Genomic DNA, 18,060 nt, shown 5'->3' on the forward strand with positions numbered 1-18,060 from the left:
ACGCGCCGGTGTTTGACCTTTCGCTCAGCAAGAGTAAAGTGAAATAATTCAGACAGTTGAATCATTCATGCACAGGAAAGGCAATGAAAAAAACCGCGTGAGGCACGCGGTTTGAGACTGGCAAGAGAATGATTAATTGCCTGATGACGCTGCGCTTATCAGGCCTACAGATGACACACTTTTGTAGGCCGGATAAGGCGTTTATGCCGCCATCTGACTTATAGAATATGGCCTAATGTCTGGCGCAGATGCGCGCCGGAACCTAACAAGCCAGGATTATCATGGACAATCAGATAGACCGGAATACCGTGTACATAATCTTTAAAGCGGCCTTTATCTTCAAAGCCCCCACGGAAGCCGGACGCTTTAAAAAATTCCAGGAAGCGCGGGACAATACCGCCAGCGATATAAACGCCGCCAAATGTCCCCATGGTTAACGCCAAGTCGCCGCCAAATCGCCCCATGATGACGCAAAAGAGCGACAACGCGCGGCGACAATCGATACAGCTATCCGCCAGGGCGCGTTCGGTAATATCTTTCGGGCGCAGATTTTCCGGCAGACGGTTGTCGGACTTAACAATCGCCCGGTAAAGATTCACCAGCCCCGGGCCAGACAGCACGCGCTCGGCGGAAACGTGGCCAATTTCGGCGCGCAATATTTCCAGAATCATAGCTTCTTCTTCGCTATTAGGCGCAAAATCGACATGCCCGCCTTCGCCCGGAAGGCTAATCCAACGCTTATCCACATGCACCAGATGCGCCACGCCCAAGCCGGTTCCCGCGCCATACACCGCAATAGGTTTGCCGTCTACCGGTTCGCCGCCGCCGAACTGAATTAAATGCTCTTTTTTCAGCATCGGGATCGCCATCGACACGGCGGTGAAATCGTTGATGATTTCCAGATGGCTAAAGCCGAGATTTTTTTTCATTTCCGCAATAGAAAAAGCCCAGGTATGGTTAGTCATCGCTACCCAGTCACCGGTAATCGGGCAGGCTATGGCGATACAACCATCTTCCACGCTGACGCTATGCTCATCGAGATAAACGCGCACCACGGCCTCAAGACTGGGATAATCCAGGCCGGAATACGTTTTGGCCTGCGAGATTTCTCCACTGGCGATATCACACAGGGCAAGACGCGCATTCGTGCCGCCTACATCTCCTACTAAAGCATACTTTGTCATTCTTCTACTGCTCCGCTAAAGTCAAAATAAGTCTTTGTCACACTGTAAATTCATGGGGGCATAACAACAACGGCCATCAGGCTGACTGCCTATAAATATAGATCTTCATCACAGAATTACTTTCTTGTTTCAGCACCAATTGCAGCAATGCCGTCGGGCAGGCTGTGCAAAATAGGTATACGACCCCGTGTAAGGAAGAGATTATGTTCCACCCGCGTGCCCGAACGATGCTGCTGCTGTCGCTCCCCGCGCTGATTATTGGCGTAGCGTCAAGCCTGGTTTTAATCGCTGCGATGAAAGTCGCGTCGGTTTTTCAGCAATTTCTTTGGCAACGACTGCCCACCAGCATCGGCATCGCTTATGATTCGCCGTTCTGGATAGTGGGTATGCTCACGCTAACCGGGATCGTGGTGGGTTTGATTATCCGTTACAGTCCCGGACACGCTGGCCCCGATCCGGCCATCGAACCGTTAATCAGTATGCCGGTCTCGCCATCTGCGCTGCCCGGGCTGCTTCTCGCCTTAATCATCGGCCTTGCTGGTGGGGTAAGTTTGGGGCCAGAGCATCCGATAATGACAATAAATATCGCGCTGGCGGCGGCTTTCGGCTCCCGCCTGTTTCCGCGTATCACGGCGTTAGACTGGACGATTCTGGCCTCAGCGGGCACCATCGGCGCGCTGTTCGGCACGCCCGTCGCTGCGGCGCTGATTTTTTCGCAAACCCTTAGCGGCTCTAACGATATTCCCATGTGGGATCGCCTGTTTGCGCCGTTAATGGCGGCAGCGGCGGGGTCACTCACCACCAGTCTGTTCTTTCATCCGCATTTTTCGTTACCCATCGCCCATTACACGCAGATGCGGCTGGTGGACATTGCCAGCGGAGCGATCGTCGCGGCGATCGCCATTGCCGCCGGGATGGTCGCCGTCTGGTGCCTTCCGCGTCTGCACGAGTTGCTGCACCGACTAAAAAATCCAGTCCTGATTCTCGGCATTGGCGGTTTTATACTGGGTATTCTGGGCGTCATTGGCGGGCCGCTTACCCTGTTTAAAGGCCTGGACGAAATGCAACAAATGGCGTTTAGCCAGACGTTGGGCGCGGGAGATTATTTTACCTTAGCCGTCGTCAAACTCGCCGCGCTGGTCATCGCGGCGGCGAGCGGCTTTCGCGGCGGGCGCATTTTTCCGGCTGTGTTTATCGGCGCGGCGCTGGGGCTCATGCTCCATGCCCATGTTGAGGCCGTACCCGCGGCGATTACCGTCTCCTGCGCGATTCTTGGCTTAGTGCTGGTAGTGACGCGTGACGGCTGGCTCAGTCTGTTTATGGCGGCAGTCGTCGTACCGGATACCAATCTGCTGCCGCTGCTCTGCATTGTGATGCTCCCCGCCTGGCTATTGCTGGCGGGAAAACCGTTGCTGGCCGCCAACCGTCACGAACCCTAATCCGGCGCAGCGGGGGCCATTATCCCCCGTTGCGGGCTTCCAGCGCCCGGGTCACGGTACGCAGTAATTCCGGCAGATCGGCTTTTGGCAACATCACTTCAATAAATGACAGACGTTGTGGGCGCGCCAACCGTTCGAGGACCTCCGCCAGTTGGATAGCCTGCGTCACCCGCCAGCACTCCGCCTGTTGCGCCGCGTTTAGCGCCGGTGGTATCTGCGTCCAGTTCCAGCTCGCGATGTCGTTATACCGCTGGGCCGCGCCGTGAATGGCGCGCTCTACGGTATAGCCGTCATTGTTGAGCAGCAGGATGACCGGCGCCTGCCCGTCGCGTAACATCGAGCCCATTTCCTGAATCGTGAGCTGCGCCGCGCCATCGCCAATAATCAGAATCACCCGCCGATCGGGACAGGCGGTTTGCGCGCCAAACGCGGCGGGCAAGGAATAGCCGATAGACCCCCACAGCGGCTGTACCACAACTTCCGCGCCGTCAGGAAGCGACAGCGCGGCAGCGCCAAAGGCGGCGGTCCCCTGGTCGACAAGGATAATATCTCCGGGTTTGAGATACTGCTGTAAGGTTTGCCAGAAGCTTTCCTGGGTCAGTTCTCCCTTATCAATCCGCACTGGCAGTCCGGCGGAACGCGTCGGCGGCGGCGCAAAAGCGCATTCCAGGCACAGTTCGCGCAGCGTAGACACCGCCTGCGCCATCGGGAGGTTGAACCAGGTTTCGCCGATGCGCGACGCGTAAGGCTGAATCTCCAGCGTGCGTTCCGCCGGCAATTGTTGGGTAAATCCGGCCGTAAGGGTATCGACAAAACGGGTGCCGACGCAGATAACCCTATCGGCGTCCTCTATGGCCTGACGCACTTCTTTGCTGCTGGCGCCAGCGCTATAGGTGCCAACGAAGTTCGGGTGCTGTTCATCAAAAAGCCCCTTCCCCATCAGTAGTGTCGCATGAGCGATGGGCGTTTCCGCCATCCAGCGCTGCAGCAGTGGTCGTAAACCAAAACGCCCGGCAAGAAAGTCGGCCAATAGCGCAATGCGCCGACTGTTCATCAGGCACTGACGGGCGTGGTAACGAAAAGCCGTCTCCACGCCGCTTTGCGCTTCATGCACGGGCAACGCCAGCGCCTGCGTAGGCGGGATGGCCGTTTTTTTCGCCACGTCGGCGGGCAGCATGATGTATCCTGGCCTGCGTGCGGCAAGCATTTCACCCAATACGCGGTCAATCTCGAAACAGGCGTTCTGTTCATCCAATATTGCGCTGGCAACAGATATCGCCTGACTCATGCGATAAAAATGACGAAAATCGCCGTCACCGAGGGTATGGTGCATCAATTCGCCACGCTGCTGCGCAGCGCTACAAGGCGCGCCGACGATATGCAAGACCGGGACATATTCCGCGTAACTGCCCGCGATACCGTTAATAGCGCTAAGTTCTCCCACGCCAAAGGTAGTGAGTAGCGCTCCAGCGCCCGACATGCGCGCATAGCCGTCCGCGGCATAAGCGGCGTTCAGCTCATTGGCGCATCCCACCCAACGCAGGGTCGGGTGGTCAATCACATGGTCAAGAAACTGCAAGTTATAATCGCCCGGTACGCCAAAAAGATGGCCAATGCCGCATCCTGCCAGTCTGTCCAGCAAATAGTCGGCCACGGTATAGGGGTTTTGCATGACAGCTTTCCTTCTGACGTTGACATTATGTTGAGTATTAAGGAATGCCGATGGCTGTCCAGCACGACGGGGATGAAAGCCTGGAAAACAATGTTTACAGCGGCAAACAGTAAAAGCCGGATACCGCCTGGCGAGTGTAACCGTATACACTATTTATTCACGCCACAGGGGGAAAGGTCATGATTTATCAGCCCGATGAGAATCGTTATCACACAATGGAGTATCGTCGCTGCGGGCGCAGCGGCGTCAAACTTCCCGCCATTTCGCTGGGGTTATGGCACAACTTCGGCGATGCGACACGGGTAGAAAATAGCCGGGCGCTGCTGCAACGCGCGTTCGATCTGGGCATTACCCACTTTGATCTCGCCAATAATTATGGGCCGCCGCCGGGCTCCGCAGAATGCAATTTTGGCCGCATTCTGCAGGAAGATTTTTTACCGTGGCGCGATGAGTTAGTCATCTCCACCAAAGCGGGCTACACCATGTGGGATGGCCCTTATGGCGACTGGGGTTCACGGAAATACCTTATCGCCAGCCTCGATCAAAGCCTGAAACGTATGGGGCTGGAGTATGTCGATATCTTTTATCACCATCGTCCCGATCCCGAAACGCCGCTTAAAGAGACGATGAAAGCGTTAGATCACCTTGTGCGCCAGGGCAAAGCGTTGTACGTGGGGATCTCTAACTATCCTGCCGATCTGGCCAGACAAGCTATCGATATTCTGGAGGATCTCGGCACGCCTTGCCTGATTCATCAGCCTAAATATTCGCTTTTTGAGCGTTGGGTAGAGGACGGGCTGCTGGCGCTGTTGCAGGAAAAAGGCGTCGGCAGTATTGCCTTCTCGCCGTTGGCGGGCGGGCAGCTCACTGACCGTTATCTGAATGGCATTCCGGAAGATTCCCGCGCGGCGAGCGGAAGCCGTTTCCTTAAACCAGAACAGATTACCGCCGACAAACTGGAAAAAGTTCGCCGGTTGAATGAACTGGCTGCACGACGGGGCCAAAAATTGTCTCAGATGGCGCTCGCCTGGGTGCTGCGTAACGATAACGTTACCTCGGTACTGATTGGCGCCAGCAAACCGTCGCAAATCGAAGACGCCGTAGGAATGCTGGCCAATCGCCGTTTTTCGGCGGCGGAATGTGCAGAAATTGACGCTATTCTGGAGGGCCGGTTTTAGCAAAAAATGCTCTCCTTCATGATTTAAGAGTTAAGGCGATGAAACAAATCTTTACTGCTTTGTAATATTGCATTAACAGGCCGGCGACGGCTCGATCGTGAAGGAGAGAAAGTATGTTCAGGTCACTGATTCTGGCGGCAGCCTTGCTGGCTTTTACACCGCTTGCCGCGAATGCGGGCGAAATCACCCTGTTGCCCTCAATAAAATTACAGATTGGCGATCGCGATGATTACGGTAACTACTGGGACGGTGGTCGCTGGCGCGACCGGGATTACTGGCACAACCATTATGAATGGCGTAAAAATCGCTGGTGGCGCCATGACAACGGCTATCATCGCGGCTGGGATAAGCGTAAAGCGTATGAACGCGGTTATCGGGAAGGCTGGCGCGATCGCGACGATCATCGCGGGCGAGGCCGGGGTCACAAACATCATCACTAAGCCTCCTGCTGAATAACAGCCCGATGACGTTCACGCATCGGGCCTGCTATCTTTCTGTCTTTATGACAACCCCATCACCGTTCCAACCAGTAACCAGATATTCAGGGCGACGACCAGCACGACAATTATCCAGCCAATCTGTTTTACCCGCCGCGTGTTCACCAGCTCGCCCATTAGCGTAGCGTTACTGGTGAAAATCAGGAGCGGCACCAGCGCCAGCGCAATACCAAAACTCAGCAGCACCTGGCTCATCACCAAAATTCGGGTAGGGTCCAGCCCCATCAAAATCACAATAAATGAGGGCAGCATGGTAATGGTGCGCCGTACCCACAGCGGAATGTGAAAACGGACAAACCCTTGCATCACCACCTGCCCCGCCAGAGTCCCTACCACAGTGGAGGAAAGCCCTGCCGCTACCAGACTAAGACCAAACACCGTTGCCGCCGCATGGCTTAGTAACGGTTCCAGCGTCAGGTATGCCTGATCGAGGTCGGCGATGCCGGTGTGGCCGCTAAAATGAAACGCCGCCGCGGCGGTCGCCATCATTGCCAGATTGACAAAACCGGCAATCGTCATAGCAATAGCGACATCCCATTTCGTTGCTGAGTACCGTTGTTGCCGCGTTCCGCCGTGCAGATGCTGTGTTAATGACGAGTGCAGATAAATCACGTGCGGCATAATCGTCGCGCCAAGCACGCCGGCGGCTAAGAATACGGCTTCCGGGTTCGGCAGCGCCGGGATAACCATTCCTTTGCCGAGCTGCGCCATATCAGGCTGAGAGAAAAACAGTTCCACAATGTAAGCGGCGGCGACAAAAAGCAGTAAACCGCCGATGACTTTTTCAAGCGGTTTTTGACCGCGGCGTTGTAACATTAAAATCAGAAACGTCGCGATACCGGTCAATACCGCGCCCTGTAATAAAGAGACGCCCAGGATCAGCTTAAAACCTATTGCCGCGCCGATAAATTCAGCTAAATCGGTGGCCATCGCGATGATTTCCGCCTGTACCCAGTAAAACCAGACTACCGGGCGCGGATAATGGTCGCGAATTTGCTCCGCCAGGTTCTTGCCCGTGGCGATTCCGAGTTTTGCCGAGAGGATTTGAATCAGCATCGCCATCAGGTTCGCCCAGACCACCACCCAGAGTAGCTGGTAGCCAAAGCTGGCGCCGGCCTGAATATTGGTCGCGAAGTTACCGGGATCGATATAACCAATCGCGGCAATGAACGCAGGTCCCATTAATGCGAGCCTTAGCTTGCGCGCCGCCCGTCCGCTGCTATTCTCTACGCGATTGTCAGTCATCTTTTGCCTCAAAAACATAGCCTTTGCTATGTTTCATGCTATGTTTATTGATAATGATTATCAAGTGCATTTCAATGGGTACGGGTGATTACTTTGATAGTGTGAAACGATAGACCGATACGATGACGACCTGTATCAGAACAGTTTGGCTTAACATTACAAGATTAGCACACTGATATAACTTTTCATTTTCATATTCAGTACAGTAAAAGTGTATTACAGATCACTAATTTTGAATCTCGTCACAGGTCCTTATTATAGTGTGTGTTGGATCTCGTTTTCTTTACGGCTGTTGCATAGAATGTGCACGAAAATTAAACCTGCCTCATATTTGGAGCAAATATGGACCGCGTCCTTCATTTTGTCCTGGCGCTTGCCGTTGTTGCGGTACTCGCACTGCTGGTTAGCAGCGACCGTAAAAAAATTCGCATTCGTTACGTCATTCAGTTACTTGTTATCGAAGTATTACTGGCCTGGTTCTTCCTGAACTCGGATGTTGGCCTTGGCTTCGTAAAAGGTTTCTCCGAGATGTTTGAAAAACTGCTCGGATTTGCCAACGAAGGGACAAACTTCGTCTTTGGCAGTATGAACGATCAAGGTTTGGCGTTCTTCTTCCTGAAAGTATTGTGCCCGATCGTCTTTATTTCCGCGTTGATCGGTATTCTTCAGCATATCCGCGTTCTGCCAGTGGTCATCCGCGCTATTGGTTTCCTGTTGTCCAAAGTAAACGGTATGGGCAAACTGGAGTCTTTTAACGCCGTCAGCTCGCTGATCCTCGGCCAGTCTGAGAACTTTATCGCTTATAAAGATATCCTCGGCAAAATGTCCCGTAACCGCATGTACACCATGGCGGCGACCGCGATGTCTACCGTTTCCATGTCTATCGTGGGCGCGTATATGACTATGCTGGACCCTAAATATGTGGTCGCAGCGCTGGTTCTGAACATGTTCAGCACCTTTATCGTTCTGTCGCTGATCAACCCCTATGTCGTTGATGCCAGCGAAGAAAATATTCAGATGTCGAACCTGCATGAAGGCCAAAGTTTCTTCGAAATGCTGGGCGAGTACATTCTGGCAGGTTTTAAAGTGGCGATTATCGTCGCGGCGATGCTGATCGGCTTCATCGCGCTGATCGCGGCGCTGAACGCGCTGTTCGCAACGGTTACCGGTTGGTTCGGCTACAGCATCTCCTTCCAGGGCATTCTGGGTTACATCTTCTACCCGGTCGCATGGGTAATGGGCGTACCGTCCAGTGAAGCGCTGCAGGTAGGAAGTATCATGGCGACCAAACTGGTTTCCAACGAATTCGTGGCGATGATGGATCTGCAGAAAATCGCCTCTACCCTCTCTCCACGCGCTGAAGGCATTATCTCCGTCTTCCTGGTGTCCTTCGCGAACTTCTCTTCCATCGGTATTATTGCGGGCGCGATTAAAGGCCTGAACGAAGAGCAAGGCAACGTGGTTTCCCGTTTTGGTCTGAAACTGGTTTACGGTTCTACGCTGGTGAGCGTACTGTCCGCCTCTATCGCGGCGCTGGTACTGTAAGTCTGCGTTTAATGTAGAAACCGGGGAGCTATCCCCGGTTTTTTTATGCCGCTTATTTGCCTAACGGGCGCGGGCGGCCAATCAGATATCCCTGCAAACTATGTACGCCAAGCTGCAATAGCAGATCGCGCTGCGCAGGCGTTTCAACAAACTCAGCCACGACGCTCAACGATTTTGCTTTCGCTAAATCAGTGATGGATTTCACGATCATTGCATCCAGGGAGTCCGTCAGGATATCTTTTACGAAACAGCCGTCGATTTTAATGATGTCCGCCTTGAGGCGTTTTAGCCGTTCATAGTTTGCATAGCCGGTTCCGAAATCATCAATGGCGATTTTTAGGCCAAACTTACGCAGCTGGTTGATATTGTGCATACTGATTTCGGAATGAGAGAAGGCCTGTTCTTCAGTAATTTCGATGATGACCGAAGCAGGCGGGACGCCATAGCGTTTAAAAAGCTGCATAATGCGCGACGCCGTCTCTTTTTGCAGCAGCGTCAGCGGCATCAAATTAACCGAAAAACGCGCCCCCTGCTCCGCCGAAGGATGCGCGGACAACCATTGCAGGAGCGCTTCCATCACCTGCATATCAAACCGTACGCTCAGGTTAAACTGGGCGATAAGCGGAATGAACTGATTGGGCATCATGATACCGTCGTCGCACCGAAGCCGCGTCAGAATCTCGTCATACCCTTTTCCCTGCGCGTCGCGAATGGGTTGCGCATACAAAACCAGCGCACCACGCTCCAGCGCCTGACGGATTTTCTGCAACCGTAGCACCCGTTCCGTCGTCTGCCCGGAAGCGGCTTCAATACTCTGGGTCAGTGCAAGCACCCGACGATGCGAACAGGATTGCTCCGCCAGCCAGCTTAATTGCCCCAACAGCGGTTGCAAGGTTTCCTGGCGACCATCGAATGTTCCCCACGATGCGCCGTATTCCATGTCCAGACCGGTATTGTTCCAGTAAATTTTGCGGTTATTAAGCACATTGAGCATATATTGCAGGCGGGCTTCCGTCTCCGGTCCCGTCAATACCAGCAATAATTCACTGCCCGGCAGATGGAAAATTTTCTCCTTTTCCAGCAGCAGCGGCTGCAACACGCGAAACACCTCGCGTTCGCAATGCACGCGCATCTGCATACCGTAATGACGGCTCAGAAATTCCAGGTTTTCCATGCGTAGATAACACACGCTTTGCCCGGCATCCTGTAAAAGAAATTGTTCCAGCGCACGCAGGTTAGGCAGTTGCGTCAACGGATCGGTCAATGCCTGCGAGTGCCATTGTCGATTCAACCATTCGCTGCGTTGATTAATCCGCGCCATGTACAACAAACAAATACTAAAAGAAATGAGAACTGAAAGGATAAATGCCAGCGAATATTCTGAGCCCACGCCCTGCAGAAAATTGCGGTTATAGCTAAGCAGGAATAGCGCAGTGAGAGCCCAACTAAAATTCAACAGCGGATAGCTGATTTTCCCCACGCCGATGGTAAATCCAATGAACAGGACTGGCACCAGATAGCCAGCAATATACTTTGTCTCGAAAGGCGTACACAGCACCGCAAGTAGCGTCGCCAGAGTGGCAAACCAAAGAAGCGTAAACAGGCGTTTTTCTTTGGCGAGATAAGGAGCGACATCCCTCCGCCAGAAAATACGAATATAGTGCGGGCTGACTATCATCCGCAGCGGATAATAGAAAAAGAGGGTAAAAATAAGCGCGGCAGAAATCAGACTCAATAAATCAACAATCGAGAAAATAGCGGTGCCGGTGCCAAAGAAGGTAGAGATGGTCACCGGGAAAGCCAGGTAGTGCCCCGCCAGATGCATACTGATTTTTATGCCAAACGGCGTCATTAACCCTAACCAGAAAACGCGTAGCCAGATGCCTTGGTTGGGTATTCCGTAGCGCCAGCGCGCGCCCAGCTGCCAGCGTACGATAGCGCAAACCAGCAACACAGGAAACGTCTGGCAAAATAGCAGCACCATCGCCTGTGGCAGAGGTAAATGAAAATTCCATTCATTAGTCAACATCATTCCGCCTACCATCGGCGCGACGCCACGGCGGCCAAATAAAAACAGCACGGAAAACATGACGCAGAGCGGTAGCCAGGCCAGAAAGATATAGCTGGAATCAATTGTGGCGCGGGGAGAAATGAGACGAGATAGCAGAATAGCCGGAACGGTCAGGCAGAAGGCCAGTAAGAATATTTTTATATTTTTTAATACGTTACACTTATCCGGCATTGCTTTAATGCTCACATCATTATATAAGGCGCATGAATAATAAGTATATTCGCATTATGAAGCAATCTAACAAAAGCTCATATTGACCGCAAAAGCAGCGGCAAACAAACGCACCTGAAGAGCAGATCAGAGGCCATAAATTTTGTGACAAAAAGCAAAAACCCCCGCTTTTCAGCGAGGGTTCGAATGTTGGTGGAGCTAAGCGGGATCGAACCGCTGACCTCTTGCATGCCATGCAAGCGCTCTCCCAGCTGAGCTATAGCCCCATAGTGCTTTTACGTATACGCCAAATTTATCGGGAGTAAATTTGGTGGAGCTAAGCGGGATCGAACCGCTGACCTCTTGCATGCCATGCAAGCGCTCTCCCAGCTGAGCTATAGCCCCACTACGTAAAGCTTGTCGAGTTGACGGGCGGCATCATATGAATTCCCTCGGCATGTGTCAACGGCAAAATGAACTTGCCGAATTCAATCGCTGAAAAAGCATTCAAATAAAGGACATTGCGGCACAACTCGCATTCAGTAGTTAAACACGTCACGGTTTCGACTAAAATGGTGCTATAAAATGAACCACTAATTAACCCCACGACTATTCAGGGAATCGTTATGTTCAAGGAACGGATGACGCCAGAAGAACTCGCTAATCTCACCGGTTACAGCCGACAAACCATCAATAAATGGGTACGGAAAGAAGGCTGGGCAACATCGCCCAAACCTGGCGTCCAGGGCGGTAAAGCCCGTCTGGTTCATGTAAACGAACAGGTTCGTGAATATATCCGCAGCGCTGAACGTTCAGTTGACCATCACGCAGACACATTCACGCCTGCCAGCAACGCATCGCTTGAAGCGCTGCTTATGACGCTCGCCAAAGAGATGACCTCATCCGAGCAGAAACAGTTTACCTCTCTCCTCGTTCGTGAAGGGATTACCGGTTTGTTACAACGCTTAGGGATACGCGATAGCAAATAATATGAAAAGATTACGCAGTAAAATGACCACTGAAGAGCTGGCTGAATGCCTCGGCGTGGCCAGACAAACCGTCAATCGCTGGATCAGAGAACAACACTGGAAAACCGAAAAATTTCCCGGCGTCAAAGGCGGACGCGCAAGACTCATCCATATTGATGCCAGCGTGCGGGAGTTTATTCTCAATATTCCGGCTTTTCGCAAACTGCCTGCGTTTTATCAGGCGGAAGAGGCTTTCGCAGAATATGCGAACGCGGCGCACAGTCACGCTTATCGCCAAATTATTGATGCCGTTGAAAATATGTCTGCTCAGGAACAGGAAAAACTGGCGCTGTTTTTATCGCGGGAAGGTATTCGCGGATTTCTGACGCGTTTAGGTATCAATGAGGCGGACTAACAAAGAATAAACGGCAGGCGTCTGCCCTGCCGTTTATTCTGTTTCAGCTGGCGTTACTGCTGACTTTCACGCTCGGCGATAAAGCCCAGCGCTTTGTTGATACGCTCAATGCTGCGGGTTTTACCAATCGCATGTACGGTGACATCCAGCGCAGGCGACTGCCCGGCACCGGTCACAGCCACACGCAGCGGCATCCCTACTTTACCCATCCCCACTTCCAGCTCATCCGCCGTGGCCTGAATCGCGTGGTGGACGTTTTCTGCTGACCAGTCCGTAATCGCCGACAGCTTGTCGCGCACCACTTCCAGCGGCTGACGCGCCACCGGGCGGAGGTGTTTTTTCGCCGCATCGGCGTCAAACTCGCTGAAGTCTTCATAGAAGTAGCGGCAGCTCTGCGCCATCTCTTTCAGAGTTTTGCAGCGCTCGCCCAGCAACTTCACCAGTTCAGCAAGCTGCGGGCCGTTACGGGTGTCGATATTTTCCTGCTCAATATGCCACTGCAAATGCGTCGCCACATATTCCGGCGCCAGCGTATTGATATAGTGATGGTTCAGCCACAGCAGTTTATCGGTGTTGAACGCGCTCGCAGACTTGCTCACCGCACCGAGGGAGAACAGCTTGATCATCTCTTCGCGGGTGAAGATCTCCTGATCGCCGCTGGACCAGCCCAGACGCACCAGATAGTTCAGCAACGCTTCCGGCAGATAACCGTCATCGCGATACTGCATCACGCTCACCGCACCGTGACGTTTAGACAGCTTTTTACCGTCGTCGCCGTTAATCATCGACACATGCGCGTACATCGGCACCGGCGCGTTTAACGCTTTCAGAATGTTAATCTGGCGCGGAGTATTGTTGATATGGTCTTCGCCACGAATCACATGGGTAATTTCCATATCCCAGTCGTCCACCACCACACAGAAGTTGTAGGTCGGCGAACCATCGGTACGACGAATGATCAGATCGTCCAGCTCCTGATTGCTGAATTCGATCGGGCCACGGATCTGATCATCAAAAATAACGGAACCGTCCTGCGGGTTAGCAAAGCGCACCACGCATGGCTCATCGTCGGCATGATGTTCGTGACTGTGACGGCAACGCCCGTCATAACGCGGCTTCTCGCCTTTCGCCATCTGATCTTCACGCAGTTGCTCCAGACGCTCTTTAGAGCAGTAGCATTTATAGGCTGTTCCCGCCTCCAGCATCTCGTCAATCACCGCGTTATAGCGATCAAAACGTTTGGTCTGGAAATATGGGCCTTCGTCCCATTCCAGGTTCAGCCAGTTCATACCATCCATGATGGCTTCAATGGCTTCCGGCGTGGAACGCTCAAGATCGGTGTCTTCAATACGCAGCACGAACTCACCGCCGTGGTGACGTGCGAAAAGCCAGGAATAAAGAGCAGTACGCGCGCCGCCGACGTGCAGATAACCTGTCGGGCTAGGCGCGAAGCGAGTTTTGATTTTCATGAAATGGCCTTACGTTTATAAAGATGCCGACAACCGGCAAATCCTAGAAAGATGAATAGCCTTGTATTCTATCACTGTGGCTTGATTCCTCAATGTTGATCCGGTCAGAACACTGCGCTTTGCTATTTCCGTATAGAAATCATGCAGTGCGGGGTAATTCACGATCGTTTTGTTTAATTTTACGACGAACAAACAAAAACTTTAGAAAATGCGTTGACTCATTTTCAACTCTCCCTATAATGCGACTCCACACAGCGGGGGTGATTAGCTCAGCTGGGAGAGCACCTCCCTTACAAGGAGGGGGTCGGCGGTTCGATCCCGTCATCACCCACCAACTACTTTATGTAGTCTCCGCCGTGTAGATAAGAAATTGAGAAGTGGGTGATTAGCTCAGCTGGGAGAGCACCTCCCTTACAAGGAGGGGGTCGGCGGTTCGATCCCGTCATCACCCACCACTTTCTCGCCAGCTAAATTTCTTATTGTGTGAAGTACCGAAGTGGGTGATTAGCTCAGCTGGGAGAGCACCTCCCTTACAAGGAGGGGGTCGGCGGTTCGATCCCGTCATCACCCACCACTTCGGGTCGTTAGCTCAGTTGGTAGAGCAGTTGACTTTTAATCAATTGGTCGCAGGTTCGAATCCTGCACGACCCACCAATGTAAAAAAGCGCCCTAAAGGCGCTTTTTTGCTATCTGCGATATGGAAGATTCGAACCTGTCGCAGGTTCGGGTCTTGCCTGATGCGCTGCGCTTATCAGGCCTACAGACGACACCGCACACGTAGGCCGGATAAGACGTTAATCGCCATCCGGCACAGACGACACCGCACGCGTAGGCCGGATAAGACGTTAATCGCCATCCGGCACAGACATCATACCGTCAACGCCGCCACCAGTTTCTCCAGTGCTGGCGTTGCCTGCTGCTGGTCATACACAATATACAAATCCGCCGGAATACGTTCCTCTAACGGACGGAACACCACACCCGGCCAGCTCATTTGCGCATAGCCATCAGCCATCAACGTAATCCCGATCCCCATACTGATCATCGCCAACACCGTTTGCGGCTCAACCACTTCCCGAATAATCATTGGCGAGAAACCCGCCTGTTGGCATACACGTTGTAAAAATTCCCAATCAGAATGTACGGAAGGCAACGTAACAAAATATTCATTGCGCAACGCCGACAGCGGCACAGAATCTCTGGATGCCAGATCGTGATCTTCCGGAACTGCAACCATGAATGCAGATTCATGCAAACGTATGCTGGTAAAACCGACTGCTGGTTCGATAGCCATACGCCAGATCCCTGCATCAAGTTCCCGACGCTCTAACAACGCCATTTGCATACCTGGAGACTTTTCGCGAAAAAGTACTTCAACATTGGGATTTGCTTTCAAAAAGTGACGCATCGCAGGACGCATTCTTCCCCACAGCGCCGTACCAACCACACCCAGTTCAATGCGCCCCGCTTCACCGCGACCAATCTGCTCCACTCGCGCCAGCGCCTGATTTGCATTGGCTAACAAGCGACGTGACTCCTCCATTAAAACTTTCCCGGCATGGGTTAATGCAACGCTGCGGGAATGACGAATAAACAACAATGTACCCAGTTGCTGTTCAAGTTCTTTGATATGGATACTCAAGGGAGGTTGTGACATATTTAACCGGGCAGCAGCCCGGCCAAAATGCAATTCTTCTGCAACAGCGAGGAAATAACGTAATAGCTTTAGATCAATACGATGGGCTCGTTCCATCACTATCGCACTCCAGCAATAAGGGATAACGTCTGGAATTTACCATATTACCTAGTAAAAAATAGATTTAACGACAAGATACCCAATATACATAAATACAATAGATAACACCCCGGGTAAAACATTTGGTGCAGGAATAGGTATTCGGCATAAAGTAAAAAATGCGCCAATACCAAATCCAATACCGGAGGAGAGAATAATTTCTTTCATGCTGTGTCCTTGTTCATAAAAATGGACTGGCGAACATCCTCTCGCCAGTCAAATAAAATTAATGTGCTAATGATTTGGTCGACAGTTTTTCTGGATGGTGCTGATATTTAAAGAACAATGCAAAAATAACGGCCAATGCCAGAGCGTAGGCGGCAAAGACCAGCCAGATGGTTTGCCAATCTTTTACACCATCAATAGAAAAATAATCCACGGCCATACCACTTAAAAGAGACCCAATCCACGCCCCCACGCCGTTAACCATGGTCATAAACAGCCCCTGCGCGCTGGCGCGAATACTTGAGTCCACCTCCTGCTCTACAAATACCGACCCTGAGATGTTGAAGAAATCAAATGCGCAGCCATAAACAATCATCGACAGCAGCAATAGCACAAAGCCAAACGGGGATGGATCGCCAAAGGCAAAGAAGCCGAAACGCAGCGTCCACGCCAGCATGCTCATCAGCATTACCGTTTTAATACCAAAGCGTTTAAGGAAGAACGGAATGGTGAGGATAAAGCCCACTTCCGCCATCTGCGAAACTGAAAGCAAGATAGAGGGATACTTCACCACAAAACTATCGGCAAACTCAGGATTACGGGCAAAATCATGCAGGAACGGATTACCGAAGACATTGGTAATTTGCAGCACCGCCCCCAACATCATCGCAAACAAAAAGAAGATTGCCATGCGTGGATTTTTAAACAGAACAAAAGCATCCAGTCCGAGCTTACTGGCAAGCGTGGTGTTCGCCTTCTTCTCGGCTACCGGAATTTTCGGTAACGTCAGCGCATACAGGGCCAGCAATAACGATGCGCCAGAAGCGATGTATAATTGCGCACTGCTCAGTTCCAGCCCCATCAGGCTCACCGTCCACATCGCAACAATAAAACCTATTGTGCCGAAAACGCGCACAGGCGGAAATGACGTTACCGGATCCTGACCTGCTTTCGCCAGACAGGAGTACGAAACGCTATTGGATAATGCAATCGTTGGCATATACGCCATCGCATTCACCAACATCACCCAGAACATCGTCTGGGGATCGGTAACAGTGGTGGCGTACAATAACGCCCCCGCGCAAACCAGATGGCAAAGCATATAGGCTCGCTCAGCGCGCAGCCATTTATCAGCAATGATCCCCATAATGCCCGGCATGATAATCGCTGCCAACCCTTTTGAGCTGTAGACCATACCGACATTCGCGCCGGTAAAATCCAGAGTGTTGATCATGTAAGAGCCCAGGGTAACCAGCCAGCTCCCCCAGATAAAATATTGCAAGAACGACATGACTTTTAAGCGGGACGTAATACCCATTTTTTATTCCTTGCCGTGAGATAAAGCCCCAATACGGGGCCGTAGTCATTGTGTTTAGGCCAGCTTACGTAAAAAGCCGCAAATCAGATTGATAAAGTTCTGCCGGGAAAGTTCAGCCGCCGCCAGCGTTTGCGCATGGGAGAGTTTTACATCGCCCAGCCCTTCCGCCAGATTGGTGATCGCTGAGACGGCAACAACTTTGAGGCCACAATGACGTGCGCTAATCACCTCAGGGACAACGGACATTCCGACCACATCGCCGCCAATAATCTGCATCATGCGGATTTCTGCCGCCGTTTCGAAGTTCGGACCCGGATAAGAAACAAATACACCTTCAGTGAGGGGGAATCCCTCCTCTGCCGCAACGGACTGAAGCATGGCGCGATAATCTGCGTCATAAGCATTAGCCAGCGAGAAGAAGCGATCGCCATAACGATCATCGTTTGGCCCCACCATCGGCGTACCGGGCATCGTATTAATGTGATCGCTAAGCGCAACCAGGCTACCCGGCCCCACTTCCGGACGCAGAGATCCTGCCGCATTGGTGCAGAACAACACTTCACAGCCCAGTAATTTCAACGTGCGAATGGCATCGGTCATCACCGCCATTCCACGCCCTTCATAAAAATGTCCGCGGCCTTTCATACAGGCCACCGGAACACCCGCCAGATGGCCGAGCACCAGTTCACCAGCATGGCCGTGTACGGTGCTGACGGGAAATCCCGGCAATTTCTCGTAAGAAATGGCTACCGCATCTTCGATTTGATCCGCCAGAGCACCCAACCCGGAGCCTAAAATAAACGCGACTCGCGGGGTAAATGCCGGTTTATGTGCATGAATAATATCAATACAATACTCAGGATTATGAGAAAAAAGAGCGTGAGGCATAAGTTTCCTTGTTCTATCGGATTTAATTTGACTCCTTTTTATAACGACCATCGCCCCTTGC

Annotated in this window: 15 protein-coding genes and 6 tRNA genes; 10 read left to right on the forward strand and 11 right to left on the reverse strand. The window is 52.2% G+C overall.

The features are described 5' to 3' along the window. Positions 1 to 218 precede the first annotated feature (218 nt). Positions 219 to 1,184: a glucokinase gene (gene glk / locus ABVN36_RS13665; protein ID WP_000170380.1), complete on the reverse strand. Its 966-nt coding sequence runs from the start codon at positions 1,182 to 1,184 to the stop codon at positions 219 to 221. 203 nt (positions 1,185 to 1,387) lie between these two features. On the opposite strand from glk, the gene ABVN36_RS13670 reads away from it, so the two are divergent. Continuing rightward, positions 1,388 to 2,623 (forward strand): ion channel protein, encoded by a 1,236-nt coding sequence (locus ABVN36_RS13670; protein WP_000468920.1) that lies wholly within the window; start codon positions 1,388 to 1,390, stop codon positions 2,621 to 2,623. A 19-nt stretch (positions 2,624 to 2,642) separates the two neighbouring features. Here ABVN36_RS13670 and ABVN36_RS13675 read toward each other — a convergent pair whose 3' ends face one another. Continuing rightward, on the reverse strand, positions 2,643 to 4,295 hold the full coding sequence (locus ABVN36_RS13675) for an alpha-keto acid decarboxylase family protein (protein ID WP_023138686.1): 1,653 nt from the start codon (positions 4,293 to 4,295) through the stop codon (positions 2,643 to 2,645). 179 nt (positions 4,296 to 4,474) lie between these two features. Between ABVN36_RS13675 and mgrA the strand changes: the two genes are divergently transcribed. Together mgrA and ypeC are read left to right on the forward strand one after the other, a co-directional pair. Continuing rightward, positions 4,475 to 5,473, forward strand: coding sequence for an L-glyceraldehyde 3-phosphate reductase (gene mgrA / locus ABVN36_RS13680; protein ID WP_023138687.1), 999 nt, complete (start codon positions 4,475 to 4,477; stop codon positions 5,471 to 5,473). Between the two features lie 113 nt (positions 5,474 to 5,586). Next, positions 5,587 to 5,913 (forward strand): DUF2502 domain-containing protein YpeC, encoded by a 327-nt coding sequence (ypeC, locus tag ABVN36_RS13685; RefSeq protein WP_000490091.1) that lies wholly within the window; start codon positions 5,587 to 5,589, stop codon positions 5,911 to 5,913. Positions 5,914 to 5,973: 60 nt separating this feature from the next. On the opposite strand, the gene ABVN36_RS13690 is transcribed toward ypeC, so the two are convergent. Beyond that, positions 5,974 to 7,215, reverse strand: coding sequence for an Nramp family divalent metal transporter (locus ABVN36_RS13690; protein ID WP_000131734.1), 1,242 nt, complete (start codon positions 7,213 to 7,215; stop codon positions 5,974 to 5,976). Positions 7,216 to 7,557: 342 nt separating this feature from the next. Between ABVN36_RS13690 and nupC the strand changes: the two genes are divergently transcribed. Beyond that, positions 7,558 to 8,760 carry a nucleoside permease NupC gene (gene nupC, locus ABVN36_RS13695; RefSeq protein ID WP_000376347.1) on the forward strand — a complete coding sequence of 401 codons (1,203 nt, stop codon included), beginning with the start codon at positions 7,558 to 7,560 and terminating at the stop codon, positions 8,758 to 8,760. 52 nt (positions 8,761 to 8,812) lie between these two features. On the opposite strand, the gene ABVN36_RS13700 is transcribed toward nupC, so the two are convergent. From ABVN36_RS13700 to ABVN36_RS13710, 3 genes are all read right to left on the reverse strand, one after another. After that, a complete protein-coding gene (locus ABVN36_RS13700; RefSeq protein ID WP_001112941.1) occupies positions 8,813 to 11,002 on the reverse strand; it encodes a sensor domain-containing phosphodiesterase in 2,190 nt (729 codons plus the stop codon). Positions 11,003 to 11,192: 190 nt separating this feature from the next. Further along, positions 11,193 to 11,268 (reverse strand) — tRNA-Ala (locus ABVN36_RS13705). A gap of 42 nt (positions 11,269 to 11,310) precedes the next feature. Further along, positions 11,311 to 11,386, reverse strand: a tRNA-Ala gene (locus tag ABVN36_RS13710). 221 nt (positions 11,387 to 11,607) lie between these two features. Here ABVN36_RS13710 and ABVN36_RS13715 point away from each other — a divergent pair. Together ABVN36_RS13715 and ABVN36_RS13720 are read left to right on the forward strand one after the other, a co-directional pair. Beyond that, positions 11,608 to 11,970, forward strand: a complete 363-nt coding sequence (locus ABVN36_RS13715; RefSeq protein WP_000472034.1) for a YfeC-like transcriptional regulator — start codon at positions 11,608 to 11,610, stop codon at positions 11,968 to 11,970. A 1-nt stretch (position 11,971) separates the two neighbouring features. Beyond that, on the forward strand, positions 11,972 to 12,364 hold the full coding sequence (locus ABVN36_RS13720) for a YfeC-like transcriptional regulator (protein ID WP_000826514.1): 393 nt from the start codon (positions 11,972 to 11,974) through the stop codon (positions 12,362 to 12,364). Positions 12,365 to 12,417: 53 nt separating this feature from the next. Here the strand turns inward: ABVN36_RS13720 and gltX are convergent, their stop codons facing one another. Continuing rightward, positions 12,418 to 13,833, reverse strand: a complete 1,416-nt coding sequence (gene gltX, locus ABVN36_RS13725; protein ID WP_000695623.1) for a glutamate--tRNA ligase — start codon at positions 13,831 to 13,833, stop codon at positions 12,418 to 12,420. Between the two features lie 258 nt (positions 13,834 to 14,091). On the opposite strand from gltX, the gene ABVN36_RS13730 reads away from it, so the two are divergent. The 4 genes from ABVN36_RS13730 to ABVN36_RS13745 all read left to right on the forward strand — a co-directional run bounded on the left by ABVN36_RS13730 (position 14,092) and on the right by ABVN36_RS13745 (position 14,487). After that, positions 14,092 to 14,167 (forward strand) — tRNA-Val (locus tag ABVN36_RS13730). 45 nt (positions 14,168 to 14,212) lie between these two features. Next, positions 14,213 to 14,288, forward strand: a tRNA-Val gene (locus ABVN36_RS13735). Between the two features lie 43 nt (positions 14,289 to 14,331). Next, positions 14,332 to 14,407, forward strand: a tRNA-Val gene (locus ABVN36_RS13740). Positions 14,408 to 14,411: 4 nt separating this feature from the next. Beyond that, positions 14,412 to 14,487 (forward strand) — tRNA-Lys (locus tag ABVN36_RS13745). 214 nt (positions 14,488 to 14,701) lie between these two features. On the opposite strand, the gene ABVN36_RS13750 is transcribed toward ABVN36_RS13745, so the two are convergent. Genes ABVN36_RS13750 through xapA form a run of 4 tightly spaced genes read right to left on the reverse strand, consistent with a single transcriptional unit; the run spans position 14,702 to position 17,999 of the window. Further along, positions 14,702 to 15,586 (reverse strand): LysR family transcriptional regulator, encoded by an 885-nt coding sequence (locus ABVN36_RS13750; protein ID WP_023138815.1) that lies wholly within the window; start codon positions 15,584 to 15,586, stop codon positions 14,702 to 14,704. 51 nt (positions 15,587 to 15,637) lie between these two features. Further along, positions 15,638 to 15,796 (reverse strand): XapX domain-containing protein, encoded by a 159-nt coding sequence (locus ABVN36_RS13755; RefSeq protein WP_000658727.1) that lies wholly within the window; start codon positions 15,794 to 15,796, stop codon positions 15,638 to 15,640. Positions 15,797 to 15,854: 58 nt separating this feature from the next. Next, positions 15,855 to 17,111: a nucleoside permease gene (locus ABVN36_RS13760; RefSeq protein ID WP_000513241.1), complete on the reverse strand. Its 1,257-nt coding sequence runs from the start codon at positions 17,109 to 17,111 to the stop codon at positions 15,855 to 15,857. A 54-nt stretch (positions 17,112 to 17,165) separates the two neighbouring features. Then, the gene (gene xapA / locus ABVN36_RS13765) at positions 17,166 to 17,999 is read right to left on the reverse strand and encodes a xanthosine phosphorylase (protein WP_001119748.1); all 834 of its coding nucleotides are present in this window, start codon (positions 17,997 to 17,999) and stop codon (positions 17,166 to 17,168) included. Positions 18,000 to 18,060 lie beyond the last annotated feature (61 nt).

It is taken from the genome of Salmonella sp. SJTUF15581 (assembly GCF_043356775.1).
Classification (GTDB): domain Bacteria; phylum Pseudomonadota; class Gammaproteobacteria; order Enterobacterales; family Enterobacteriaceae; genus Salmonella; species Salmonella enterica.

What these genes read in the sequence shown, in the direction of transcription:
- ABVN36_RS13715 (WP_000472034.1), top strand. Translation starts at nt 11,608, where the DNA reads ATGTTCAAGGAACGGATGACGCCAGAAGAACTCGCTAATCTCACCGGT.
- ABVN36_RS13760 (WP_000513241.1), bottom strand. Translation starts at nt 17,111, where the DNA reads ATGGGTATTACGTCCCGCTTAAAAGTCATGTCGTTCTTGCAATATTTT.
- nupC (WP_000376347.1), top strand. Translation starts at nt 7,558, where the DNA reads ATGGACCGCGTCCTTCATTTTGTCCTGGCGCTTGCCGTTGTTGCGGTA.
- ABVN36_RS13675 (WP_023138686.1), bottom strand. Translation starts at nt 4,295, where the DNA reads ATGCAAAACCCCTATACCGTGGCCGACTATTTGCTGGACAGACTGGCA.
- ypeC (WP_000490091.1), top strand. Translation starts at nt 5,587, where the DNA reads ATGTTCAGGTCACTGATTCTGGCGGCAGCCTTGCTGGCTTTTACACCG.
- glk (WP_000170380.1), bottom strand. Translation starts at nt 1,184, where the DNA reads ATGACAAAGTATGCTTTAGTAGGAGATGTAGGCGGCACGAATGCGCGT.
- gltX (WP_000695623.1), bottom strand. Translation starts at nt 13,833, where the DNA reads ATGAAAATCAAAACTCGCTTCGCGCCTAGCCCGACAGGTTATCTGCAC.
- ABVN36_RS13700 (WP_001112941.1), bottom strand. Translation starts at nt 11,002, where the DNA reads ATGCCGGATAAGTGTAACGTATTAAAAAATATAAAAATATTCTTACTG.
- xapA (WP_001119748.1), bottom strand. Translation starts at nt 17,999, where the DNA reads ATGCCTCACGCTCTTTTTTCTCATAATCCTGAGTATTGTATTGATATT.
- mgrA (WP_023138687.1), top strand. Translation starts at nt 4,475, where the DNA reads ATGATTTATCAGCCCGATGAGAATCGTTATCACACAATGGAGTATCGT.
- ABVN36_RS13720 (WP_000826514.1), top strand. Translation starts at nt 11,972, where the DNA reads ATGAAAAGATTACGCAGTAAAATGACCACTGAAGAGCTGGCTGAATGC.
- ABVN36_RS13755 (WP_000658727.1), bottom strand. Translation starts at nt 15,796, where the DNA reads ATGAAAGAAATTATTCTCTCCTCCGGTATTGGATTTGGTATTGGCGCA.
- ABVN36_RS13690 (WP_000131734.1), bottom strand. Translation starts at nt 7,215, where the DNA reads ATGACTGACAATCGCGTAGAGAATAGCAGCGGACGGGCGGCGCGCAAG.
- ABVN36_RS13670 (WP_000468920.1), top strand. Translation starts at nt 1,388, where the DNA reads ATGTTCCACCCGCGTGCCCGAACGATGCTGCTGCTGTCGCTCCCCGCG.
- ABVN36_RS13750 (WP_023138815.1), bottom strand. Translation starts at nt 15,586, where the DNA reads ATGGAACGAGCCCATCGTATTGATCTAAAGCTATTACGTTATTTCCTC.